27 protein-coding genes are annotated in these 21,531 nt (G+C 56.6%); 13 read left to right on the top strand and 14 right to left on the bottom strand.

Features of this window, described 5'->3' with window-relative positions; all coding sequences use genetic code 11:
• Position 1 precedes the first annotated feature (1 nt).
• The 4 genes from B7G53_RS17820 to B7G53_RS23265 all read right to left on the bottom strand — a co-directional run bounded on the left by B7G53_RS17820 (position 2) and on the right by B7G53_RS23265 (position 2,822).
• On the bottom strand, positions 2–718 hold the full coding sequence (locus B7G53_RS17820; RefSeq protein WP_096670176.1) for a hypothetical protein: 717 nt from the start codon (positions 716–718) through the stop codon (positions 2–4).
• Positions 715–1,611 (bottom strand): AAA family ATPase, encoded by an 897-nt coding sequence (locus B7G53_RS17815; RefSeq protein WP_255250067.1) that lies wholly within the window; start codon positions 1,609–1,611, stop codon positions 715–717. The genes B7G53_RS17820 and B7G53_RS17815 overlap by 4 nt, the downstream gene beginning before the upstream one ends.
• A complete protein-coding gene (locus B7G53_RS23270; protein ID WP_255250066.1) occupies positions 1,541–2,401 on the bottom strand; it encodes a hypothetical protein in 861 nt (286 codons plus the stop codon). Before B7G53_RS23270 ends, B7G53_RS17815 begins: the two co-directional genes overlap by 71 nt.
• Before the next feature lie 289 nt (positions 2,402–2,690).
• Positions 2,691–2,822, bottom strand: a complete 132-nt coding sequence (locus B7G53_RS23265) for a hypothetical protein (protein ID WP_255250065.1) — start codon at positions 2,820–2,822, stop codon at positions 2,691–2,693.
• A 598-nt stretch (positions 2,823–3,420) separates the two neighbouring features.
• On the opposite strand from B7G53_RS23265, the gene B7G53_RS17810 reads away from it, so the two are divergent.
• The 10 genes from B7G53_RS17810 (at position 3,421) to B7G53_RS22910 (ending at position 10,973) form a co-directional block, all read left to right on the top strand.
• Positions 3,421–4,326, top strand: coding sequence for a hypothetical protein (locus B7G53_RS17810; RefSeq protein ID WP_096670172.1), 906 nt, complete (start codon positions 3,421–3,423; stop codon positions 4,324–4,326).
• A 51-nt stretch (positions 4,327–4,377) separates the two neighbouring features.
• Positions 4,378–6,135: an ATP-dependent helicase gene (locus B7G53_RS17805; RefSeq protein ID WP_096670170.1), complete on the top strand. Its 1,758-nt coding sequence runs from the start codon at positions 4,378–4,380 to the stop codon at positions 6,133–6,135.
• A 495-nt stretch (positions 6,136–6,630) separates the two neighbouring features.
• Positions 6,631–7,062: a hypothetical protein gene (locus tag B7G53_RS17800; protein WP_141396381.1), complete on the top strand. Its 432-nt coding sequence runs from the start codon at positions 6,631–6,633 to the stop codon at positions 7,060–7,062.
• 7 nt (positions 7,063–7,069) lie between these two features.
• Positions 7,070–7,348: a hypothetical protein gene (locus tag B7G53_RS17795; protein WP_141396380.1), complete on the top strand. Its 279-nt coding sequence runs from the start codon at positions 7,070–7,072 to the stop codon at positions 7,346–7,348.
• 12 nt (positions 7,349–7,360) lie between these two features.
• Entirely contained in the window at positions 7,361–7,936 is a 576-nt protein-coding gene (locus tag B7G53_RS22575; protein WP_141396379.1) for a hypothetical protein, read from the top strand.
• A 46-nt stretch (positions 7,937–7,982) separates the two neighbouring features.
• Complete coding sequence (locus tag B7G53_RS17785; RefSeq protein ID WP_141396378.1) at positions 7,983–8,471, top strand: hypothetical protein; 489 nt, start codon at positions 7,983–7,985, stop codon at positions 8,469–8,471.
• A gap of 219 nt (positions 8,472–8,690) precedes the next feature.
• Positions 8,691–9,872: an ATPase gene (locus tag B7G53_RS17780; protein ID WP_096670160.1), complete on the top strand. Its 1,182-nt coding sequence runs from the start codon at positions 8,691–8,693 to the stop codon at positions 9,870–9,872.
• Between the two features lie 6 nt (positions 9,873–9,878).
• Positions 9,879–10,538, top strand: a complete 660-nt coding sequence (locus B7G53_RS17775; RefSeq protein WP_096670158.1) for a tyrosine-type recombinase/integrase — start codon at positions 9,879–9,881, stop codon at positions 10,536–10,538.
• Complete coding sequence (locus tag B7G53_RS17770; RefSeq protein WP_096670156.1) at positions 10,535–10,801, top strand: hypothetical protein; 267 nt, start codon at positions 10,535–10,537, stop codon at positions 10,799–10,801. The genes B7G53_RS17775 and B7G53_RS17770 overlap by 4 nt, the downstream gene beginning before the upstream one ends.
• A 7-nt stretch (positions 10,802–10,808) precedes the next feature.
• Positions 10,809–10,973, top strand: coding sequence for a hypothetical protein (locus B7G53_RS22910; RefSeq protein ID WP_176491399.1), 165 nt, complete (start codon positions 10,809–10,811; stop codon positions 10,971–10,973).
• A 189-nt stretch (positions 10,974–11,162) separates the two neighbouring features.
• On the opposite strand, the gene B7G53_RS17765 is transcribed toward B7G53_RS22910, so the two are convergent.
• From B7G53_RS17765 to B7G53_RS23440, 3 genes are read right to left on the bottom strand one after another with little or no spacing between them, the layout of a single operon-like run.
• Positions 11,163–11,756: a PIN domain-containing protein gene (locus B7G53_RS17765; protein WP_096670154.1), complete on the bottom strand. Its 594-nt coding sequence runs from the start codon at positions 11,754–11,756 to the stop codon at positions 11,163–11,165.
• Positions 11,753–12,499: a hypothetical protein gene (locus B7G53_RS17760; protein WP_141396377.1), complete on the bottom strand. Its 747-nt coding sequence runs from the start codon at positions 12,497–12,499 to the stop codon at positions 11,753–11,755. The genes B7G53_RS17765 and B7G53_RS17760 overlap by 4 nt, the downstream gene beginning before the upstream one ends.
• Positions 12,447–12,854, bottom strand: coding sequence for a hypothetical protein (locus B7G53_RS23440; protein WP_441338996.1), 408 nt, complete (start codon positions 12,852–12,854; stop codon positions 12,447–12,449). The genes B7G53_RS17760 and B7G53_RS23440 overlap by 53 nt, the downstream gene beginning before the upstream one ends.
• Positions 12,855–13,182: 328 nt before the next feature.
• On the opposite strand from B7G53_RS23440, the gene B7G53_RS22570 reads away from it, so the two are divergent.
• On the top strand, positions 13,183–13,503 hold the full coding sequence (locus B7G53_RS22570; RefSeq protein WP_141396376.1) for a hypothetical protein: 321 nt from the start codon (positions 13,183–13,185) through the stop codon (positions 13,501–13,503).
• A gap of 10 nt (positions 13,504–13,513) precedes the next feature.
• The gene (locus tag B7G53_RS17745; RefSeq protein WP_096670148.1) at positions 13,514–13,840 is read left to right on the top strand and encodes a hypothetical protein; all 327 of its coding nucleotides are present in this window, start codon (positions 13,514–13,516) and stop codon (positions 13,838–13,840) included.
• Positions 13,841–13,898: 58 nt separating this feature from the next.
• Here B7G53_RS17745 and B7G53_RS17740 read toward each other — a convergent pair whose 3' ends face one another.
• The 4 genes from B7G53_RS17740 to B7G53_RS17725 are packed head-to-tail and all read right to left on the bottom strand — an operon-like array spanning position 13,899 to position 17,278.
• Complete coding sequence (locus tag B7G53_RS17740; protein WP_096670192.1) at positions 13,899–14,762, bottom strand: PRTRC system ThiF family protein; 864 nt, start codon at positions 14,760–14,762, stop codon at positions 13,899–13,901.
• Positions 14,762–15,382, bottom strand: a complete 621-nt coding sequence (locus B7G53_RS17735) for a PRTRC system protein A (protein ID WP_096670146.1) — start codon at positions 15,380–15,382, stop codon at positions 14,762–14,764. Before B7G53_RS17735 ends, B7G53_RS17740 begins: the two co-directional genes overlap by 1 nt.
• On the bottom strand, positions 15,382–16,161 hold the full coding sequence (locus B7G53_RS17730) for a PRTRC system protein B (protein ID WP_096670144.1): 780 nt from the start codon (positions 16,159–16,161) through the stop codon (positions 15,382–15,384). Before B7G53_RS17730 ends, B7G53_RS17735 begins: the two co-directional genes overlap by 1 nt.
• Position 16,162: 1 nt before the next feature.
• The gene (locus B7G53_RS17725; protein ID WP_176491398.1) at positions 16,163–17,278 is read right to left on the bottom strand and encodes a PRTRC system protein F; all 1,116 of its coding nucleotides are present in this window, start codon (positions 17,276–17,278) and stop codon (positions 16,163–16,165) included.
• Positions 17,279–17,501: 223 nt separating this feature from the next.
• Between B7G53_RS17725 and B7G53_RS17720 the strand changes: the two genes are divergently transcribed.
• A complete protein-coding gene (locus B7G53_RS17720) occupies positions 17,502–17,717 on the top strand; it encodes a hypothetical protein (protein ID WP_096670140.1) in 216 nt (71 codons plus the stop codon).
• 174 nt (positions 17,718–17,891) lie between these two features.
• On the opposite strand, the gene B7G53_RS17715 is transcribed toward B7G53_RS17720, so the two are convergent.
• The 3 genes from B7G53_RS17715 to B7G53_RS17705 all read right to left on the bottom strand — a co-directional run bounded on the left by B7G53_RS17715 (position 17,892) and on the right by B7G53_RS17705 (position 21,466).
• A complete protein-coding gene (locus B7G53_RS17715; protein WP_096670138.1) occupies positions 17,892–18,746 on the bottom strand; it encodes a hypothetical protein in 855 nt (284 codons plus the stop codon).
• A gap of 529 nt (positions 18,747–19,275) precedes the next feature.
• Complete coding sequence (locus tag B7G53_RS17710) at positions 19,276–20,898, bottom strand: hypothetical protein (protein WP_096670136.1); 1,623 nt, start codon at positions 20,896–20,898, stop codon at positions 19,276–19,278.
• 91 nt (positions 20,899–20,989) lie between these two features.
• A complete protein-coding gene (locus B7G53_RS17705; RefSeq protein ID WP_141396374.1) occupies positions 20,990–21,466 on the bottom strand; it encodes a hypothetical protein in 477 nt (158 codons plus the stop codon).
• Between the last annotated feature and the right edge of the window lie 65 nt (positions 21,467–21,531).

The raw sequence follows: 21,531 nt of genomic DNA, 5'->3' as shown, positions 1-21,531 counted from the left end.
CTTAAAAGGCTACTGATGCGGCGTCGGCTAGCCAGCCGCCATCGTCACCACTGTTTGGAGAAGCGATCGCTTGGTTTGCAAACATTGCATCCCTGACCGACCACCCGAGCTGCACTAAGGCATCACGTGTTTCGTTTTGTTTCGTGAAGAAGTAGGCAAGCCACTCTTCCCATTCCAGTGGGACTTCCTTCGGAACCCTTTGGGGTACACCAGGTCGATCACTGATCAACATTCGCCGGCCGTCAACAACCCAATCCGCAACCACCAGGGCAATTGCAGGATGGGAAGCGGGGACTGCGATGTACTGGCATGCCCGGCGAACCCGGGTCAACCATGCTTCGAGTGCTTCAGGCCTCACATCGGTCGCTTCGAGGACCGCCTCCCACTGCTGGGCGAGTGCGGCCACATCGTCCCCAATGCTGACGGTCGTAAAGAAGATCAACTCCTCACCAATCGCAAGCTCGGGATGGTCCTCAGTGAAACGCCCCTTCAAAAGCCCGTTCTCCTCGCCATCGAGTTGAAGGTACTTTCGTCGGGTAATTTTCTTGAATCCGGCCCTCACCCGTTTGCTGACCTCTGGTGCCAGGTTGTGGGGAAGCAAATTTGCCTGCCTGACGATTCCGCCGGCAACTTCAGCCGTCAGAACCCTCATGCTTTGAACCGACACCCCCCAAGCCCCTTTGGTTGGGTGTTCATAGACGTCATAGACGCCGCTCATGGTCCGACCTTGCTGCGACAGTTCTCGTCGTAGCCAGCAACAAGGGTGATCATCTCGTTCACCGCGGACGCCATCGTCACGGGCATCTTCAGGGCGCGGCGAAGCGCGTAATGAATTCCGCTACGCGTCTGCTTGCTGAGCACCGGCTGGTACATCGCAGTGAGCTTCGCCCACCGCAAGACCGCACGAGTCGATATTGGTTTCTCGATCCCATCGGCGCCCTCGCGGAAGGCCCGACGCACCTTGTTGGCCACGGCAACCGTCATCGACGCAATGGTCTCGGACAGTGCAGTGCTCACGCCACCGGCTACGAGATTGCGGATGACCAGTTCGGTTTCCAGGTCTGGCCGCAGATAGTCAACTTCCATATAGAAGCAACGATCCTCGTTGGCCACGTCCATCACATTGCGACCGGCAACCGCAGCAAGCGAGTCCACCGAATTCTGCGTCCCGAAGATCCTGGTTGTCGGCGCAGGCTGGATGATCTCCCCGGTTTGCGGGATCATGAATGAATACCCTTCCAGCACCAGGTTCAGCGCAGTGGCTTCAGCTGGATCCAGATTGTTGTATTCATCGAGCAGTACCGATGAACCCTCACGACAGGCCCTTGTCACAGGGCCGTCATGCCACTTCAAGCTCCCTTCACTTGTCGGCAAGTACTGGCCAATCAAGTGATAGTTCTCGGTGGTTGGACCGCAGGAGATCTTGTACAAAGGCACGTTGAGCCGCGCATGCCATTGCTCGAAGAGCGAGGATTTGCCGGCCGATGGGTCGCCTTCGATCACGCAGAACGTGAAGCCCCCCACCCAGAACATCGTGAGATCACGCAGGCGTTCTGTTTCGAAGACGTAGAACGGGTCGATTCGGGGCACTCCGTAGAGGCCCGGCGCCATCCCCTGGATTTCTGCCTTTTCCGGCGCCTCGGGAATGTTGAATGTCGAGCGGATTGGATACCGCTGGAACAGGGACTTCGGCAGGGCTTGTGGGCTCTCCGCTTTCGCTGCTTCGTTTGTTGTCGTAGGCGCTACTTGCGCGCCGTTGTTTGCATTGCTGTGCATCGTCAATCTCCTTAAAGAGTTCAAATAGGCCAATGTCTTTGAGGATGGGTACTAAGCCCTCTCTCAAGCGCTCTGGGCTCTTGCCAGTAAGACGGCAGGACAGCTCAAAGCTAAATGGCACTTCAGATGGTTGGATAACCTTCCAGACCTTGCTACCTGACTCGCTAACCGTGGCGTAGGCCACAGCAGGAGGGGCAAAGATCCAGCGAAGGATTTCTTTCTTTTCTTTCCCGTTCCCTCTGGCCCGTAGGAGCCGGAGGGAATAGAACACGAGGCCTTCGTGCAGCTGCGCGATTGCGTCTTCGGTCCACACAACCTTCTCGTCGCTTTCAGAACCTGGGCATTCCGTGTCACCGATGTCGGTAAACGGATCGCCAAGATCTACAAGCTCCTTGTCGGGAGTTAGGCCGAGCGGCTGATCGAGCAGAGACTCGGCAAGCAAATCAATAGCAACGGCCTTTTGCGGATCCCGGGGAATCCAGACCGTCGCCACCTTTTGCAGGCGCTTCTCTTTGCGCTCAAGGCGTTTCTGTTCGTGTTCTGTCCATACCGCAATTTCGTGCGAAGTGAACATGGGGAAGAAAAGCTGTACGTGTGGGACGCGGCTAAGCGTTTTCGCGTACATGACAGGCCTTGAAGGGACTGGTCACAAGAAGAGATTTCATTTCGTCTTCCTTTGGCTCGAACCGGCAAAGGAGACTCCCAACAGGGAGTGCTCCCTGCAGGGTTAATGAAAGGACAGCGCGTGCTGTCCAGGTGAATGCGAACACGGGGTTCGCGCTAATCGATTTGCATCGAGAAGTGCTCACGGCGCTGTTGTAAAGCAACGCCGTCAGCAGTTCTCACGCTGTGAAATGAGGTAAGTGAAGCGGAAGGGATGGCTAAACGAGTAGAGACCCGAGGGCCTCTACTGTTTACTTGGCTTCGTCCAAGATTTTTTCAATCTTGGAATGGTTTGCCGAGATGGTGTTGGTGCCGTTTTTTACGGTACCAATGGCGAAGGTAGCTACGAGAGCAAGGCCGGCCAAAACGATGATAACTTTCATGAGAGTCTCCTAAAAAATTAAGAAAAACCCAAGAAAGCACCACACCCAATGGGGTAAGTGCCCCGAGGGAATGAGAAAAACCATGATGAACAAGCGTTAGCAAGCTCACCGCATTAAGGCGTGTACACGACACGCAACCATGCATTGCTGCACGATCTTTTACGACAAACGTCGAGAAAGACCTCACAAGTCGCCGAAAACTTGTCAGGTATTGCCCGAGTGGCCACGTTTAGCGGATGAGGTGCCGAAGCACCTCGCCCCAGAAAACCGAATTTCGGTCTTCACAATAATTCTTTACCCTTGCGGGCTGTCGGCCGCCGTCGCGGCTGACTATGACGGATCGAAAAGTTTAAGTGTCCCATCTGCACTGCAGGCCGATTTTCGACCTACGCGGCAATTATTGAAGCGGTCAATCCATCCGTCAATTGATCGCGACCAGTTGCACGAGGTCGCCTTCAACCTCAAGGGACATTGACGCTGGTACAGGTGACTTAGGCGTTCAACGAGCTAGTTTTGCTACGTTGGCCGGGCTCGCATAGCACAGGGGTGCTCTAAATTCAAAGTTGTCTTTGTACAACTATTTTTGGAGAGTTCCACCATGGCAAACGATTCCTCTGCCAACAACGCCCAGCCCGTTGCCGATCAACTGTCGCCACAGCGCCGCCAGGCGATGGTTGATGTTTTTGGCGAGGCGTTCGCCAATTCCTACCGCGGCCCGATTCACTTCATGGACGGCGAGTTGCTGAGTTCCCCGACCGCCATGACGTTCTACCGGCGGGACTTCGGCTACATCTCGAAGGTGTTGGCCTATGAATATCAATATCGTTCGTGGCATGGTTACAACCAGGAGCTGCTGGACCGTTACGCGGAGATTGTGACCAAGAAGCTCACAAGCATGGCTACCCTCCTCGAAAACTGGTCAAACCGGTTTGAAAAGGTCATGCAGCAAAACGGGACCAAGATGGAAAGCACGGTCTATCCGAATGGTATTGTGGCGACTGTCCCCGTGATCAGCGGCTTCGCCCGTCGCTACTTCGCGACTCTCAAGGAGCTTGACCGCTTCAACCTGCTGGCAGGCACTGCCAACCTTATGGGCGTGATTGACTCGACACAGCGTGCCCAGGCCGAATACATGTGCAAAAACGCTGTGCGCGCCTTTGCGGCGGCGTTGCGCAACGAAGTCGTTCGGCTCTACCGCGAGGCCGACCGAATGATGCAGGAACAGCGGCACAAAGGGTCGTCGAGCCCCGAACAGGCGGCCCAGGTCGAGGCACAAGGGCAGGAGCTGCAGGCTTTTGCGAGTTCGATGGAAGCCGATGGCAAGACCGACAGCGCGCTCAACATGGGCGATGCAGATCCGAGCAAAGTCCTGGACGATGCGGTAGCCGCAAGTTCTGCTGCAACCAAGTCAGCCTCGAAGGCTCGCAAGCCCAAACAGGACCCGGCGCCGGCCGCACCCGCGGATTCTCCTGCCGTTGAAGAGCAGCCCGTCGCAGCGGCCTGAATGCCCTGTACCCAATAGGCCGCCTCGAGCGGCCTTTTTTTTAGGTCTGCAATGGGATTCACACTCGCTCAACAAGATGCCATCGAGCATGATGGCCACCTACTGATCGTTGCCGGCCCCGGGAGCGGGAAGACCACTACCTCTGTTGCGAAAGCTCGCAGAATCCTCGCCGACCCCGCCCGCCGGCTGCTCATGGTGACATTCACCAAAGAAGGCGCGGAAGAAATGCGCCGCCGCCTGGATAAGGCCCAGGAAGAAGCCGGAGGACGCCCGTTCAGTCGGGAGAAGCTACGCGTCGGGACGTTCCACAGTATTGCGCTGCAGCACCTACACGCCCACCGCCCCGCCCAGAAGCTCCTAAGCCCCGTACAACAAGGCATCCTTCTAAATGAGGCGCTCAACCCTTACGCCTCCGACAACGACCACGTGAAGGCCATCAGGGTTGAGTTTGAGTCTTTCATGTATGCGATTGACCGAGACCGAGTTGAACTGACCCCGCCGGCTTCGGAAGTAATCAAGCGGTACATGGAGCGCGTGAATGCAAGCCGCGCGACGGATCTCTACACCGTCATGAGAGACTGCGCCCTGCTTGTCCATCAGGAATCTATCCCTCCGATGAACTTCACCGACATGATCGTGGATGAGGGACAGGATACCGACGAGCTGCAGAGGGTCTGGATATTTGCCCATGCGAGAGCTGGACTCAACGTGACGATCGTGGGAGACGACGACCAGTCAATCTACGAGTGGCGCAATGCCCTTGGCTACGCCGGCATGAAGGACTTCATGGACACCTTCGGGGCGAGGCGGATCGAGTTGGGTGACAACTTCAGATGCAAGGAAGAAATTCTCTCGCATGCCGTCACGTTGGTCGCCCGCAACGGTAGCCGGCTGAAGAAGGACCTGGTGGCTACTCGCGGCCCCGGCGGAAAGATCGCCGCCTACCATACCGGTAGCATCGAGACGCAGTGTGAGGAACTTGCGGAGTTGATCAGCAAGACGCCCGAGCGCCACACCAACACTGTTGTGCTTTCGCGCATGAACCACTCGCTCAACGAGCTGGAACTGGCCCTGACGGCATGCGAGGTGCCGTACATCCGGATAGGGAAGTCGATCTGGGACAACGCCTGGGTTGCGACCTACCTCAGCCTGCTGCAGTCTTTGCTCGACAACTCACCAGTCGGCGTCCTGGGCAGCCTACGTTGCATGGAACTCGACGATACAGTCAAGACGGAGCTGCTTCATGTGATGAAAGGGGATGCCGCTGGGTTTCTATCCGGTGAGGTCCCCAGCCTCGATGCAGCAACACCGCAGGACGCCAAAATTCTCAAAGAGTTTGCCGAGTCCTGTAGGTACTGGCGCAACCAGATGCCCGCGGGGAGCCACACTGAGGTGGTCCTGGATGTGGGAGCCTGGCTCGCGTCAAAGCAGCGCTCACGCCGCACACGCGAAATCCTCACCAGGGCATCAGGCATCCTCGGGAAGCTCTCCGGAACCATCTCGAATCGCCTCTACTTCATCAACCAAAACAAGAAGGCCTCCGGTACCGCCCCGGTAACGCTCATGACGATGCACGGCTCCAAAGGGCTTGAGTTTGAGACCGTACACGTCATTGATGCCACGAAACCAGAGGATGGCTCCGACCTGATCCATGTTGAGGCTGAGCGCCGGCTGATGTATGTGGCCATAACGCGTGCGAAGGACCGAATGTTCGTCTGGTACAGCGGGCCGCCCCACCCTACCATTAGCGATGCGGAATTGCCCGTTCTGCACCAATTCGAAAAGCTTAAGGAATTGGTTGCTTCATAGGCAGTGGAAATGCGGGCGCAGCCCGTGGGTCGGCCATCTCATGGCGTCCAGGGAGTGGCGTGCATCAAATAGAAAGCCGTGAATTGCGTGCCCACCGCCACGCCCCCAAGACTCCTAATTTCCATTCATAACTCCTGACTTCTGGCCAGATGGCCTGACAGAGCGCATAGAAATCGCTAAAATCCTACCACTTCAGCGCAAAGCTGACTTGCTAGCCCAAGTGCTAGCCTTTCAACAACGGCTCCAATCGCGGAGTCGCATTCAATTACTGCCTTGGGCGATGACATCGCCTTTTGGCGAGCCTAGCGCACAAGATCCAGGCCTAGATTGAAAGTCTTCGGAATAGACGTAGTTTCTTCTTCACTCGCGGCGGTGTATTTGCGCTGCCCCGCGAGTCGGTAGGGACCGTGTCTTGAAGGCATACGGTTAATTTCAGAACAACCCAGATGGGCACCAGTTGCCCACCCGGGCCGGTGCTCTCCACACAGGAGATCAATGGAAATGGTATTGAGCACAACGGAGCCACCATGGATGCTTGGCGCTTCGTTGATTGAAAACACCTCCGAAGCTCTGGAAGCGGCCAGTGGCGATGCTCCATTCATCCTGGATCAGGATGATTTGGAAGAAGCCGCGTCCTGGGTCATTGCTGATGTCCCAATTGAGGCCATCATTTGCCCTACCTGTCGGGAGTCTTCCGATGAACGTAGCAAGCGGCTGCGGTCGATTCGGAATGTTCCGATGAATGAGCTTTTTCGACCGATCCTCACTGGTTCAATCGATGGCTCAGTGGGGTTGCTGGACGGCGGACACAGAATTGAGGTTGCGGTAGAACGCGGACTCACTCACATAAGCGCCCTTGTAAAACTGGACTTCATTCCAGCGATGCAAGGGCAATCAAACAAGATACGGAGCAGGCCTCGCGCCTGATAGGAAAATGGAAATAATCATGCAAACGGGGTCACCGATGCTGGAGAGGCCAAACAAATTGTTTGAGCGCCTGCAGCCGCTGGCCAACAAGCACCACAAAGGCGATTTCAAAGCCTTTGTAGCACGCCTCAAGCGCCCGTACTACCGACTCTCTGAAGAGAACTGCAAGACAGTTGAAATTCTCGCGGGTGATTCAGATGTGCTGGTTCTGGATGGGAAAACACAAGTCACATGGGGAACCGCAGACGGCGGCTTCGCCCTGATGCCTCTGCACACACCGCTGTGAAGGAATAGGAAAATGACAACACTAACCATGAAACCCGGTGAGTGGGGTGAAATGGACGGAAAACCGGCCATTTCTTGGTGGCGGTTTGGTAAAGCCGCCAAAGGGGAGCCATCCATAGTGACAGAAGTTCGCACCTACGCGACAGAGGTCGAACGTGTTGATTCCGCCTTTCCCCCAGAACTGGGCGCCAAACCAACTCGATTGGGTGAAGGCTTCCAGCTAGATTCTCCAGCTTCCACAAACACGAAGCGGGCGACTGACCGGAAAATGGAAAACCAACAAGGCGAAATTGCACGGGGGGTCTACCTGGCCGACAAGGTGCAAGGGGATCCCGTGCTGGCATCTTTCGCAGACGAGGTGGCGCCCGAGTCGGATGTCGAAGTCTACGCGGCAAGCGGGCCGTTACGGCTGAAGGAAGGGACCATCCCTCCGGTGCAGCCAGAGCAGCATTATCTTGCCGATGGGCGAGAAGCCTGGGTAAGCAGGTTTCCTGTTATGCAGGCAACAAAAAGGCCCTTTGTGCTAATCGTTGTCGAAGGGAATTCGACTGACGAGATGCTTGAGTCAGCTGAACGCCATCGCGGCTGAAGGAAAAGGAAAATGGTACAAAATGCACCAACACAAGGAGCAATCCATGAAATTTGAAGCCATCAAGGCGAAGGCGAAACTGATTTTCGGCGGCGCTATTCAAGAGTGGCCAACCGGGACCGTCATTGGCGGCCCTTTGCGAAAAGGTTCTGCCCCCGCATTCGAAGCGCTCTTGCCATTTGTTCTTGCGACCAAGGGCGAACGTGATGAAATGCGAGCCTTTGCCGAGGCTTTTGAGGCCAAGCGCGGCGTCTGGATCGCTGGGGCCGCGAAATCTGTCAACGACACACGTCTTGATGTCGCTTGGAATCAGACTGTTTTGCGGGCACGCGAAGCAGGCCTGAAGCTGATCGACGGCTGGGATGTGCGCATGGTTGGAAAGCTAATCGAGCTTTTCCCAGAATGCGTCCCGGCCAAGTATCGCGGCAAAGAATTGACTTGCTACATGGCGGACAACGAAGAGTGTGACTGGATGTTTGAAGTCACTCAACCCGAGCCCAGTCTCGAAAGATCGCGCCCAGCAATGCGGATGTGAATCTGTCAAACCCCCTCAAGGCCCCTTCCTCACGGTTGGGGCCTTTTTCTTTGCCTGTACGTTTCATCCAACTTTCCTTTCAATCCAGCAAATTTGCGGCCTGCGAGCTTGTTTTCCGTTTCTAGGTCGCCTAAACTAACGGAAATTACACGTATTGCATCAATTCCATGAGTTAGCTATAATTGTCTATAAATTGCAATAATTCATTCGAGACCACCCTTGACTAGCCTCTTCAAACGCACTGAACTTGCCGCCGAGATTGCGGACAAGATACTTTTTACATCCCCAACGTCGGCATCGAGCTCGGGGTTGTTTCTCGCTGCGCCCAGGCGCACGGGCAAGTCCACGTTCTTGCGCGAAGACCTGCGACCACAGTTGGAAGCCAAAGGGGCATTGGTTCTCTATGTGGACCTTTGGGAGAATCGTCAAACAGACCCAGGCGATGCCATCGTGAATGCAATCCGAACTGAATTGGCAAAGCACGACGGCGTTCTCAAACGCCTGGCCAAGTCAACAGGACTGGACAAAGTTTCAATTGCTGGCACGTCCTTCACGCTGGACAAACTTGGGCTCGCGCAGGGTATTTCGCTCAGTGCAGCGTTGAGCGCTTTGTCGGACGATGTGCAGACACCCATCGTTCTCGTGATTGACGAGGCTCAGCACGCCATCACAACCGACGGCGGCACCAATGCATTGTTTGCCCTAAAAGCTGCGCGGGACGAACTCAACAGCACTCGGCACAAGGGCCTGCGGGTGGTGGCCACTGGCTCCAACCAGGATAAGCTGGCGATGCTGCGCAATAGCAAGGATCAGGCGTTTTTTGGGGCGCCGTTGGTTCGGTTCCCATCCCTCGGTATGGAGTACGTCAAATGGTTCTGTGCTCATGCAGACCTCGGTGCGACCATCGATCCTGACGTGGTGTTTGATCTGTTCAGCAAGGCGTCATTCCGGCCAGAGATATTGGGAGCCGCAGCGGACACGTTGCGCTTTGCCTTTGGGGTCGAAAAGAAGGACATAGCAAGTCGGTTTTACGAGGAAGTTCTGCTTGAAATCGACTCCACCAACAAAGAAGCGAAGCGCGTCATTCACAGCCTGACGCCATTACAGTCAGCAGTTTTTCAGGTTCTGGCCACGGCAGGGCCAGACTATGCGCCTTTTGAGGCGAAAACCATGGAGCTGTATCAAAGCGCAATGTCCAGTATTGCGCCCAAGAGCGATGTTGTCGCTGACCTGTCTAATGTCCAGCAGGCACTTGTCGCCTTGCAAGAAAAAGGATTGGTCTGGAAGGCCGCCCGAGGTGTCTACGCACTGGAGGACACAAGCCTTGGCGAGTTACTGCGTCTGGATGCCCCAAACCCAACCACGCCAGCGCCAAAGCCATTCCCACGCCCAAGGATGTAAAGACCCATGGCCCTTCCACCAGTTGTTGAGGATAAAAACCTGGAGCACATGCTCAAGGCAACGCAAGGGTATAGCCGTATGCCGGAACGGGATGTAGCCTTGCTGTTTGTACTGTACGGAACAGCGCTATCAACCACGGAGCTTGCTCGGTTGAAGGTGTCGGACTATCTCCAGCCTGATGGGCGGGTGAAAGTGGAGAGCTCTGTCCGTGAGGATGTTGCGCACAACGGCGAGGAGCGTCCGTTGTATTGGTCAAACAAGCGCGTGGTGAATTCGCTGGACAAGTACATCGCCTGGCGCCTGGAGCGCAAACATGGGGCCACGATCAGAAAAGGTGCGTATCGAGGCATGGACCCTGACAGCGCGCTTTTTCTGACGGATGACGGCAAGCCATATGCCCTGACTTCGAAAATGCTGCCATCGGGCGTTTTGAGCTATTCCTGCAATACCTTGGGGGCACTGATCTCCCGGCTGCATACCAATGCAGGTGTTGAAGGCGGGAATGCCCAAGCAGCACGCAGAACGTGGGCGGTCAAGCAATATCGCAAGGGGTATGACCTGGTACACATCGCAAAAATCCTTGGGCACAAATCGATTACCACTACCAAGCGGCTTGTTGAAAAAGACCCGGTGCGCTTGGCTGACATCGTGGCGGGAGCCTTATGACCACACAGCAAGAATTTTTGCGCGAGGCAATGGCTGAGCTGAGTTTGAAGCGGGAAGACTTCGCTTTGCGCCTGGCATGCCCCAAGCGCACGCTCGACAAGTGGTTGTTGCCGAGCAAATCCAACGATCACAGGGCGATGGATGAAGCAATGTGGAAATTTGTACGGGAGGTGCTTGAGCACGAGCGGTTGAAGGTAGCGCATGAGCGCACCAAAAAGAAAGTTGCAAATAGCTCTTGCAATATCCCCATTGGGGATATATAATAAAGCCATGAACACAAAACCCAAACGGACATTCGCACTGGGCGGTGAGATGGTGGTGTCGGATGCAGCGCACGCCAAGCGCATCCTGGTAGATGCAATTCACAAGGACAAAGAGTGGCTGGTTCCGCAAGCTGAGTCCGTTCTTCGTCAACTTCGCGCCAATGCGCAATAGGAAAACAGCGTGCCCCAGTATCTTGTTGATGACATAGATGAAGCTATTCTGGACAATTAAAGTCGTAAACAGGTAATTACAGTCGTAAACACGGCTCTAGCATCCATGCGGGTCTGGCGAAGTGTCTGTATTCTTGATGCTTTGGTAAAGTCGTAAACAAAGCTTCCGGGTGAAAAGCAGCCGTGCGCTCTACACTTTCGGAACCGGCCGAGAACTCGGCTTGATCACCTTCAATGGCGTTGGCTTAGCTCTCGCCTTCGGAATGCTCTTGATCGGCGGGGGCACAAGGTGCATCTGGCGCGCGCTCTCGGGCAGCGTCAATTCCTGAATCTTCATTGCTTGGATATTCACGCGAAGGGCGTTGTTCCGAACGTTCTTGTCGTTGCTGATCACGAGCTGTGCGCCCTGAGCCTTTCCGATGGCCACGATCTGGCGATCGGTCTTGATTTTCTGCCAAGGCTCTTCCGACTCGTCCTTCTTGTCACCCGAGCCAATGGCTGCGCGGTCGATCTGCGCCAGCTCGAAGGCGGCCGCACGATTGAAGTCGGCCATTTGGATGTGCGTCTTGCGGTCCAGCGTGTTCAGAAATTCGACGCCAGCTAAGTCTGCGCCCACAAGGAATTCGGCGACGGCGACCATCGGGAACACCACTTTTGCCTTTGCTTTTTCCACGCGTTCGATGAAGTGCTGGATCCGTGCGCGGTCATCGGGGGTCGTTTTGCTACTGCAGTACGCGATGATGAAATTCGCGTCGACGACGATGACCTTTGGCAGTGTTTTCAATGGATGCCTCTGATGTTCGCCCAGTCGGCCATCGGGTCTGCAGCTTCGGCCCAGCCGTTGCCAGGCACCCGTGCCGCGGCTGCCAATACTTCTCCGAACGGCGTGTCCTCGAGGGGCTCGAAGCCCTGCACGGTGCACTTGCTGGCCTCGGGCGACCAGCCGTTGTCCGTGCGCAACCAAGTGCCGCGCACACACAGGCGCACCGTGCCCGAGCGGAAGTGAGTGAGGATGTTCCTGGCCAGTTCCTCGTCGCGGACGACAAGTCTCAGATCGCGGTCGAAATGGTCGCGAACGTAGAGGTGCATCGAGTCATCGGCGCCAACCAGACCGGTCACCCATCCATCGACGGTGCTCTCCTGGTACAGGCGATCGGCCGAGGGGTTGTCCTCAGGCATGATGCCGAAGATCACGTGTATGACGTTGCCGACTTCGTCCAGAATCTGAGCTTCCTTGATCGCATCGCGGCCCATAAGGGCCTCGATCGCGCGCAAGTGACGCCCTGGTTTGCTGTTCTCGTCGTTCTTGGCTTGGACGATGCGAGCGCGGCTGTAGTGCATCCGCTCGACGGGCACTTCAGCCAGGCAGCCGGTGCTCGCCTTCTTGATGCCCTTGAATATCGGCTTGTTCTCCTCGCCAAGTAGTGCGGCGAACTCCTGAATGTAGGCCCCCAGGTGCGACATCGGTACCCGATCAGGATTCCGATCGAGCAATCGCAGCATGAAGTTGAAACGAGGCTTGGCCATCCATTAAATGTAACTCGCCCTGACCATCTTGCCAGTGCAGCGGCTGTCGCAAATTTTCACAAGGGCTGAGGACCAACAGGGCCCGCGGCTTCGTGCACGGTGCCAGCGATGCCGGCGTGATCGAGTTTTTACTCACCTTCGGCACGCCGGTAAGCGGCAACACGGTCATGCTTCGCAACAGCAACCAACACAGCAGCGGAAAAATCGCCATCAATAAAAAGGCTGCTCTGTAGCCCGTAGTGCTGCCGGCGGTGGCACCCGCGTGATCGATCAACAGCCCCGCCGCGAACGGCCCGATGAAGCCGGATATGGCCGTTCCAATTGACAGCCAGCCGAATACCTGTTTCAGCTCCACCGCTCCACTGATCGCGCGGCCCGCATGCCTTTGGATGACGCAGCGCGCCAATGTGTTTACGACTTTGGCTTTGAGTGTTGTTGATTTGGTACACCGCAAAGGCGCATGAATGCTAGTCGGCTGTTTACGACTTTAATTGCTCAGAATACCAGGCCGTCACTGAGGCTGAAATGGTTGACATGCTTAAGACAAACCCCATTGGCACCAGCCAGAATGATGTGCGGGTTCGTAGCGGTGTTTTGAGCTTTTCCTTCGGCCCTGGTGGCGTCAAGCTGACCGGCGCCGAAATTCGCACTCCTGTCAACTCGCCAAAGTAACGGAAACCATCATGGCAGCTATCGCCACACCGTCACAACCTGAACCTGGCTATTGGACGCAGCTCGCGCTGGCGCAACTGATCAGCCAACAGGGACTTCTGCCTGGCAGCAATGCAACTGCCTGCGAAAAGCTCTTGTGGGGCCGTCTGGTAGCCCTGCAAGCAGCTGCGAATGCGGTACTCAGCGATGTTGACGACGACGGGATCGCTGAAGCAAACGACATGGCTGTTCTTGGGCTGCGGCAAGCGGTCAAAGGCCCTCAGAAACCCAAAGTCGCAAAACGCGTGATCACGTCGCGCCCTGGTACGCCCCGTACTTTCATCACCAAGTAGAGGAAAACAAATGCCAACACCTCTAACCCGAGACGACACGGAGCACGGTAGGACGTACTACCTTGCCAGCGAAGTGGACACAATTACTGCCAGTGCCAAGCGCTTACTGGCGGCATTGGATGGTATGGACCGCGGCTGCAATGTGCCTGGATTTCAGGGGCACGAAAAAGGCTACGGTGAACCGGCTGGCGACGAGCTGCAGGCTGCGCGTGAAGAGTTGTCCACGGTGGTCGGGCATGCTGCAGCCGTGGAAGTCAATGAACCTGACATTCCGTGGGTTGAAACACCTATGCCAGCAACCACGGCCGGGCTTCGCGTGTTAGGCGTCCTGAAATAGTCGGCCTAAGTGGGGCAAAAAAAAAGCCACTTTTCAGTGGCTTTTTTCATACTTTCCCTCAGGCAGACGCTGCGTTCGCAATCGCCGCTTTCGCATCCGTCCTCGCCTTGATACTTGGACGTATCACCTTGTGACGCCGGCCGTCTCTGACCACGCCGAAGCGCGCCCAAACAGCAGGGTCCACACGAAGTGGTGTTACCACCATTCGATCAAGGTTCACAAACACCCCGTGCGTGTCAACTTCCCCCTTTGTGAAGAGATTCCACAACAGGTTGCCGGCAAAGTCAGCCAGCGTTGGATTGATAAACAGGCTCTGCTTCTCCAGCGCTTCCGCCAATGAGCAGGATGGCGTATCGTCAGAATCCTCGAATGCAGGATCGATGAGTTCGGGGTAGAGCTCGCCAACATGAGGTAGCCTCAACTTGTCCTCACCCACCTTTCGGCGGCTGCTGACTTGTCCGAGTACGACCTGGCCGTCTGCTCGCCTGTTTCCCATGTCCATCCAGTAGCGGAGTCCGCTCATGGTGTTCTCCAGTCCCCGGAGGATTCCGAGCCGGGCTGCCCGGTTATCGACTGCGCCGATCACGATGTCGTAGGCAGACAGATTACTCTGCGTGTCCAGCTTTGCAACGCAACTTGCCCAGACCGCATCTTCCAGCGCCATGTTTGCCCTTGTCACGAGGATGTCGGCCTTGTATGCGCCTACGTCGCCCGGATAGAACGCCTGTCGGCCAATGTTGGCCGGCGAGACTGTGTCAGGATCCACCACCACAACGTCGAAGCCGTGTGGGTGCCCTTTCGCCTTGAGCGCCTTGTGCAGGCACACCAGCTTCTCCAGCATCCTGCTTCCCGTTCCGCCCGCGCCGACCAAAAGGATCTTCACGGGCTTCGTCAGCAGGGCTGATTGCAGACTGTGTTTCATCATTCCAAAACCTCCAGAGTTCCGTCGGCGGCCATTGTGGCCGCCCATGTTTTTCCAAGCAGATTCAGACGCATCACTGTCGTCGGCGTTCCCGTGTTCAGGTTGCCGATCACACCACTGAATTTCATTGAACCTGCGTCATCCGCATCATCCCGTTCGGAAAAATATGCGTCGAATTCCCCATGGCTGTGGAGGTCGAGAACCAGAAATTCCCCTTCCTCCAAACTCACTTCGTTGTAGGTTACGAACGCGTGCCCCGCAGAGAGGTTTTCGCGAACGGCATAGCGCCAGCCACCGGTGGCCTGATTCCAAATCATTGCCGCTGCCATCTCGTAGGGACTGGCGGCGGTGGCGTCGCGAACGAACTTCTGGCGCAGATCCTTGGGGATCGGGCCGCAAAACAGCTCAATCTCCGCATGCAGTGCCCCGTAGGGCAGCGGCACATCGCACGCAGCAATCGGGTGAATGCTGCGAATCCAGGGAAGCGTGATCTCACGCCAAAGTCCATCCTTGGCTACGATGTGCCGCGATCCTGGCTTCGCCCCTGCCTCCAGGCTGGAGAAGCGCGGCGCGGAAACAACTGGAAATGCGGCCTGAACCACCTGATCCATCGTCTCCATCAAAACTCTCCCTGCGCAGTCATCTTGGACACCCGCGCGGTGAAATCCGGCGCCAGCAGATCCCCTACCTTGAGGTCGACCTTCACCAGCTTCTTAGTGGGAAACGACTTCGTAGGCCTGGCGATCATCTTGTTCCAAAACACTGCTGGATCCTCACCGAGAATCAACCGGTCCTTTTCAGTGAAGTTCGGGTGGGTAAACCGGGAGCCGAACAGGAATTTCTCCCACTCCCTGGTTTCGCCCTTCTTCCCGTCGACAGGCGCCACAGCATTGCCGTGGCAAACCTGCCCACTCGCCCAAACATTGAACAGCGGCGCCTGAAACAAGGGGGTCTCCTGCGTTGGCATACCATCCCCCTCAAACGCGTAGACGTACAGGCTGGTGCCTGTCGCCTGCCACACCATTCCCGGCACTGGGCACATCGCCTGACCCTTGAAGGACCTGGTGTTGTGCTTTGATGCCGAAAAGAACATGGCCCGCTTCATCGGTGGCGTCCACCAGATCATGCGTCCCAGGCCCTTGGCCAACACGCTGTGATCCTGCCATTCAACTTGCGGCCGGCTTTTCGGAGCAAGCTGAGCGACGAGCGACGCAAAGTCTTCTTCCGTCATTGGGCGCCCTGCTTCGATTTGCGGCCGCTGCTGATCAGTGCTGACTGCGTGTATCGTTGCAAAGGCGTTCGACTGGCGTCCGTACACCGAATCGAGGTTCTGTCGGTAGAGCAGGATCGCCCCGGAGATTTCAAACTGACTTCCAGTTACCAAAACACTTGTTTTCATATCATTGTTCCTCTGCGAACGGGAAACACGAGACCAGCAAGGCCATCGCATTCCATCGTTCTAAGTAAGCCCGAAGATCACGGGCCAAATTTTTGATTTCTTTGCTTGAGGCATCGAGAGGAACCCAGGCCATTCCCTGGTACTCGTAGGCTGTCCCATTTTCATAGGCCCCCCTCTCCGAGTGCTCAATCATCTCAAGCAGCATGTCGGTCTCTTCCCAGGCGACGATGCACACCGCCCCGACCTGTTCGGGGTAGTCGCCAAAGTCCTCTCCGTCCTCAGGGTCAACCTCTTCGCCCGACCAGCTGAACGCCCGGGCCTTGTCCTTTTTGAACAACTTGTCCAGCGCGATAGCGGCCTGGACGCATTTGGCAAATCCGGGATCAAGAGCGATTCCAGCAAGCGCCGCTTCTGCATGCTTGCTTACGAAAGCCCTGCGTCTGCCCGCCTCGCTGCTATCTGTCCAGCCAAGCAGGTGCTTGTGCCCATCAACCTGCCGCAGCACGTCGGACGGGAGATACGCATAGTCATCCCGGTAGGCCTCAATGAGCATGGGAATATCTTCGGCCTTTGGGTCGCTGCCATGTTCCTCATTGAAGAGGTTCTTGGCAAACTCCTCGTCGCTTTCAGCTTCGAAAAGATAGCTCTGCGACTGATACCCAACGAGGTGGCAGTCATAGACGTTCATGCCGTGCCCCGCGGCCCGTCCAAGTACATCCATCACATACCAGCCGAGGCCGGGCATTTTCGATTCCAAGGCGGTAATGACCGGCTTTGCCTGAACAATGACGAGATTGGGACTCGACGCAATTCGCGCCTCCAGCCGCTTGTTCGATACAACGATTTCGAGGTTGCCCGCGAGGAAGTGGTTCGATTCCGGCGCCATCGTCGCGTTGTAGTAGTTCCCCCATTGCTGGTGAACTACCTCTTCAATCGAAACGAAATCGCCACCAGGCAGCGGTAGGCCGATCGCTTCGGCGGCAAGTGCAAACTTGGCCAGTACCTGGTGCTTGACGGATTCCTTTCCCAGACGCGTCGGAATATCCGTAGCGATCTGGGGGAGCACAAATCTTCCAGGGCTTGTCAGCCGTGGGCGCTCCAAAAGACTGTTTTTCATGGAGTTCCTTATGAACAGGAACCCATGCCCAGCGGGATGAGTTCCCGAGGGTGAATGAGATGCGCACTCTGCAGTGAGCAGGCGCGCGAAAGGCATGAAGCCAAACACCCCAAATCTAGCTGATTTCCAGACGAAGTGCAAAAGTTGACGGCCAAAAAAAATCCGCCTCTCAGAGAGGCGGATTCGCGGGTTTGTTCGGGAAATTCAGGGTCTGAACAGTCACATGGACGCTTCAGACCTGGTAGTGCTTTCGAACCAGCAGCCGGCGAACGGCATACGGTTGCCCGAGGGTGACCTCAACGGGAGCGGCGACAACCAAGTTTCGAAGCGCAGCAGAGCGAACGCGTGCGCTGTAGCCCTTGTCCAGGATGATCCGGACAAGGTGGTGGATCGGCAACACACCTGTGGCGCGGAGATGGCCAAAGAATGCCTGGCGTGACCTGCTGAGCAGGTGATAGTTTGAGCGAGATGACAAGGCGACTCCAGAAGGATGGCCCTGCGCCCTAAAGGAGCAGGGCTCGTGAAGGGAATTTGCGTGAAGCTCCAGTTGTCGCATCAGGCAGTGGCCCTACCCCTTTTCAGGGTAGAGCCACGACCTATGCAAATCAACCGGTCAGGCTTCTTCTGGCTGGGCCAGCTTCCGCTTTTTCGGCGCCGGCTTGATCATCGCGACCGCGGCGAGCATCCAGCGGCCGTCATCAATGCCGTCGATGAGCACCTCGCCCAGCTGGTTGAAGTACACGTTTTCGAGCACCAGGGGACCGGAGCCACTGTCGGGGGTGAGCCTGACTGCGTAGACGTCCATTGCCCGGTCATACGAAATTTCGACCTGGCCCTTGTGCTTTTCAGTGCTCACAGACATCCGGATCGCCGGGGGACTTGACGCACTTTCGCTTTCCGCCGGATCGTTGAAGGTCAGACCCGTGGCGTTGGCGTCAATCAGCACGTTCACGACTGCGCGCAGCCCGTTCGAAACTGGCATGCGTTCGAGCTGGGTTATCAAGTCACGCAGGTAGGGATTGCGTATCTCGGTGTAGGCGTCAGCAAAACGGTCGTTTATTCCCAGGTACCGGCCCTCCCATTTGACGGGAAACAGGCTGGCCGCACCGGTGAGCATGACGGTTCGGACCCCGCACTCGGAAGGATCATCCGAGCCGTCGGCCTTGGTCCCGTCGAAGCGCTTGGGCTTGTAGAACGTCAGGCCGATCTTGTCGCCTTCAGCGACCGGCTGACCCAGCAACGCGTTCGACACGACGCAGAAGCAGCTTGCGGCGGTTTTCACGAGGGTGAACTCGTCACTGACTTCCGCAACCTTGCCTTCGCAGGGTGGCAGGAACGAGATGCCGCCGAGGGAATTGTGGCTGACCTCGCCCAAATACGAACTCCACTTGTAACGGCGGATGTTGCTGCCAAGATGTTTCGAAACGACGGTACGCAGCCAGATTTCAGCTTGTTGTTTGAGACTCATTTTCGGGATTCCTATAAGAAGAAAACCGAGAGCCTCAGCCCAACCGGGATGAGGATCCCGGTGGATTGATGTTGAAGGCCGAAACTAGTCCGGCGAAACTGGCATGGAGCCAATGACGATTGAATTGTGCCCCGGAGTGAACGTATTCGCAAATGATGGTGGTCTATGCGCCATCGGGGCCCAAAGGAGCGGGGGCGCGCCCGAGGCCACGTGGAGGCTGGGCACCTGACCGGCAGGGTGAAACCCACGAGAGGCGCCACGAACGCCCCTCGGGGGGATGCTCAGGAACAGTATTTCAAGAGAAACACACACAGCAGTGCTACAAGCCAAAATCTGAAATCGTTCATTTCTTTCCTTTTTTTCTGCCGGCATCTGGCCGACGCACACCTGCAAATCGAATCAGGCAAGACCTGTAGCGACCACTCTTTAAATGCATGAACGCTCGACCGCCAGACGGAGCATCGAGGCAGGCAAAAAAAAACACCCAGGGCGCGAGCCTTGGGTGTTTTTGGTGCTGCTACAGCAGCAGTTAGACGGTCTCGGTCTGGCGATCAAGTACTAATTTCGCATAGTCGAGGGTCCCGTCATTCACACGCAACCGGTAGCTTTCCGAGGTCGCCGTGTTGCCGAGATAGTGGTGAGTTACCGCCCCAACCTTCCGGGTCCGCAACTGCAAGAACCCCCGGCTGACAATCAGCTCCACGAACTCTGCGCCCGTCATGATCTTGCCCTCAAACTTGTATTTCGTTGATGAGGCCTTCCATTTTGCATGGTCATCCGCGTTCTTTTTGCGCTTTGCCTCCGCAATGACCTCCCTCGCCGCATGACTTGCCTCCCGGCGGACCTTAAGTTCGGCCTCGGCCGCAGCCATCTGCTGCTCGGTGACGTGCCCGGCAAGTGCGAATATCGCCTTGCGCCGCTCTGCGGCCTTCACATTGCGCAACTTCGTTTGAAAGAAGGATTCGATAGCCTTCTTGCTGATGTCGTTCCCAGTGCCATCGAGCGTGTCCAGTAAGAATCCGATGTCCCCGGCCTCGATCGCCTTCGCCAGCCGATTGGCGTGGCAGTAGGTTGCCGTTCGCTCAGTGGAATCTGCCAGCAGGCGAGCAAAAGCAGCCTCGCGAAATGTCATGTTCCCGTCATCCAGAGCCTTCTGCACGCGGAGGTGTCCAGCTATTCGGTGTTCGGCCACAAGCAGGTCTCGGACGGTCGCTGCGAACTCGTTGTGAGGCGTGCCAATGTCGCTCGCGCTCAACGAATCGTTCAAGGTGCGTACCTTAAGGATCCCGGCAAGGTAGAGCTCGTTGTCGACCTCAATGGGTCCTGCAGATGCCGGAAGTCTTGCGATCTGCTCAATTGCATGACTGGCCACTTCCTCGGTCAGGTTTGCAAGTCCATCGCCGCGCCAGTCCAACAATGTGACCAACTGCGCAAGTCGATCACGGCTTACCCTTCCGCGCAGGAAAGGCTTCGCCAACAGTGCCTCGAACCACGGATCCCGATACTGAACCTCTTCTCCCTGGTCCAGGTACTCGTCGATCACTGCCTGCGGAACTGGCTTGCCGGCCGCCAATGCGTACCCAACGTGTACCTCGTGGCGCGAGTTGGTATTTTCGCCGTCGTAGGTCGGGCCGTTGTGCCCGAAGCCCATCCGCCGCCTGAAAAGGTCGAGTCCGTAGTCAAGTGGTCCACACCGCTCTGCTCCAGCTGTCACGCAGGTCTGAGCCCTCTGGGTGGGTGATAGCCACGGAATGACCCCATAGAGGACACTCCCGAACGAGGTCAACGCGCCCCACTCGCCCTGCGTCATTTCCCACGGATGCTTGACGCGGCCATTCGTGTCCTTCCCGTATGGCTCAACTTCATCGAGGTACGCGTCAATCAAGGCCTGGCAATTCCCGTCCTCGGATGGCAAACGAATCCCAAGGTGATTGTGGGCCTGGACAATTTCACAGCATTCACCCGTTTTCAGGGTTGCTTTCGTGCTGCCAGTGAGACCCAGGATTCTTTCCTCGGGATCCCGACGCGTGCGGTTGAGTCCTACCATCATGTCGCCCAAGGTCGGATACGCCTCTGTGGCTCCACTTGCGAGACGGAGGGTGTAGTTCCCCTGCGGTTCGAAAGCCAGGTTAAAGCTAAACTGATCAGTCATTTTTGATTTCCATAGTGAAAAGGGGCCGGCACACAATGTGTGTCCGGCCCCTCAATTGGTTGTGTTGCGGGTGAAGATTCGACGTGTCAGGTCAAGTCAAAGCAGCCGCTTTCGCTTTTGTCTTCTTCGCAGGCTTCTGCGCACCGAGCACTTCTTCAAGTGCGGCCGTGAACAGGTCCGTCATGGTCCAGATTTCCAGCACGCTGTAACCCGCACGCAGACGACGGCCGGTGTCTTCGAAGAAACCGCGAGTCAAGAGGACGTCTCGCAGATGGGCGTTTTCGTCGCTGGTTTTGACGACGATCTCACCGTCCTGGCAACCGCTGGGCTCCGCGCTTTTCGTGAGCGTCACATACGGCGACCAGAAGCAAGGTTCCTCGCGGTCGTTCGACCAGAGCTGCAGATGCAACGGAGCGCCGCATTTGTAGCTACTTGCCTCGAAGACCAAAGTCACATCCTGGCCATTCAGGCCCGGCGCAGTGAATTTCAGGAATGTGCGTTTTTCGAACGGCACAGACGAGCGCGCCAGCTGAGCGCGAGTAGCAAGATCTTGGGTTGATGATTTCATGGGTTTTCCAATTGAAAGCGGAAACCCACGGACCCGCTGGGTGTGTGGATTCCCAGTGGGTAAAA

Origin of the sequence: Polaromonas sp. AET17H-212 (assembly GCF_002379085.1) — a bacterium.
Lineage (GTDB): Bacteria > Pseudomonadota > Gammaproteobacteria > Burkholderiales > Burkholderiaceae_C > Polaromonas.
This window is presented reverse-complemented; position numbering and strand designations above follow the sequence as displayed.

Excerpts from the sequence above, each read along its gene's own strand:
- B7G53_RS17810 (WP_096670172.1), top strand. The coding sequence starts at position 3,421 with ATGGCAAACGATTCCTCTGCCAACAACGCCCAGCCCGTTGCCGATCAA.
- B7G53_RS22910 (WP_176491399.1), top strand. The coding sequence starts at position 10,809 with ATGAACACAAAACCCAAACGGACATTCGCACTGGGCGGTGAGATGGTG.
- B7G53_RS17740 (WP_096670192.1), bottom strand. The coding sequence starts at position 14,762 with ATGAAACACAGTCTGCAATCAGCCCTGCTGACGAAGCCCGTGAAGATC.
- B7G53_RS17760 (WP_141396377.1), bottom strand. The coding sequence starts at position 12,499 with ATGGCCAAGCCTCGTTTCAACTTCATGCTGCGATTGCTCGATCGGAAT.
- B7G53_RS17775 (WP_096670158.1), top strand. The coding sequence starts at position 9,879 with ATGGCCCTTCCACCAGTTGTTGAGGATAAAAACCTGGAGCACATGCTC.
- B7G53_RS17720 (WP_096670140.1), top strand. The coding sequence starts at position 17,502 with ATGGACGCTTCAGACCTGGTAGTGCTTTCGAACCAGCAGCCGGCGAAC.
- B7G53_RS17725 (WP_176491398.1), bottom strand. The coding sequence starts at position 17,278 with ATGAAAAACAGTCTTTTGGAGCGCCCACGGCTGACAAGCCCTGGAAGA.
- B7G53_RS17710 (WP_096670136.1), bottom strand. The coding sequence starts at position 20,898 with ATGACTGATCAGTTTAGCTTTAACCTGGCTTTCGAACCGCAGGGGAAC.
- B7G53_RS17770 (WP_096670156.1), top strand. The coding sequence starts at position 10,535 with ATGACCACACAGCAAGAATTTTTGCGCGAGGCAATGGCTGAGCTGAGT.
- B7G53_RS17800 (WP_141396381.1), top strand. The coding sequence starts at position 6,631 with ATGGAAATGGTATTGAGCACAACGGAGCCACCATGGATGCTTGGCGCT.
- B7G53_RS22575 (WP_141396379.1), top strand. The coding sequence starts at position 7,361 with ATGACAACACTAACCATGAAACCCGGTGAGTGGGGTGAAATGGACGGA.
- B7G53_RS17815 (WP_255250067.1), bottom strand. The coding sequence starts at position 1,611 with ATGGCGCCGGGCCTCTACGGAGTGCCCCGAATCGACCCGTTCTACGTC.
- B7G53_RS22570 (WP_141396376.1), top strand. The coding sequence starts at position 13,183 with ATGGCAGCTATCGCCACACCGTCACAACCTGAACCTGGCTATTGGACG.
- B7G53_RS17730 (WP_096670144.1), bottom strand. The coding sequence starts at position 16,161 with ATGAAAACAAGTGTTTTGGTAACTGGAAGTCAGTTTGAAATCTCCGGG.
- B7G53_RS17705 (WP_141396374.1), bottom strand. The coding sequence starts at position 21,466 with ATGAAATCATCAACCCAAGATCTTGCTACTCGCGCTCAGCTGGCGCGC.
- B7G53_RS23265 (WP_255250065.1), bottom strand. The coding sequence starts at position 2,822 with ATGAAAGTTATCATCGTTTTGGCCGGCCTTGCTCTCGTAGCTACCTTC.
- B7G53_RS17735 (WP_096670146.1), bottom strand. The coding sequence starts at position 15,382 with ATGGAGACGATGGATCAGGTGGTTCAGGCCGCATTTCCAGTTGTTTCC.
- B7G53_RS17745 (WP_096670148.1), top strand. The coding sequence starts at position 13,514 with ATGCCAACACCTCTAACCCGAGACGACACGGAGCACGGTAGGACGTAC.
- B7G53_RS17715 (WP_096670138.1), bottom strand. The coding sequence starts at position 18,746 with ATGAGTCTCAAACAACAAGCTGAAATCTGGCTGCGTACCGTCGTTTCG.
- B7G53_RS23270 (WP_255250066.1), bottom strand. The coding sequence starts at position 2,401 with ATGTACGCGAAAACGCTTAGCCGCGTCCCACACGTACAGCTTTTCTTC.
- B7G53_RS17805 (WP_096670170.1), top strand. The coding sequence starts at position 4,378 with ATGGGATTCACACTCGCTCAACAAGATGCCATCGAGCATGATGGCCAC.
- B7G53_RS17795 (WP_141396380.1), top strand. The coding sequence starts at position 7,070 with ATGGAAATAATCATGCAAACGGGGTCACCGATGCTGGAGAGGCCAAAC.
- B7G53_RS17785 (WP_141396378.1), top strand. The coding sequence starts at position 7,983 with ATGAAATTTGAAGCCATCAAGGCGAAGGCGAAACTGATTTTCGGCGGC.
- B7G53_RS17820 (WP_096670176.1), bottom strand. The coding sequence starts at position 718 with ATGAGCGGCGTCTATGACGTCTATGAACACCCAACCAAAGGGGCTTGG.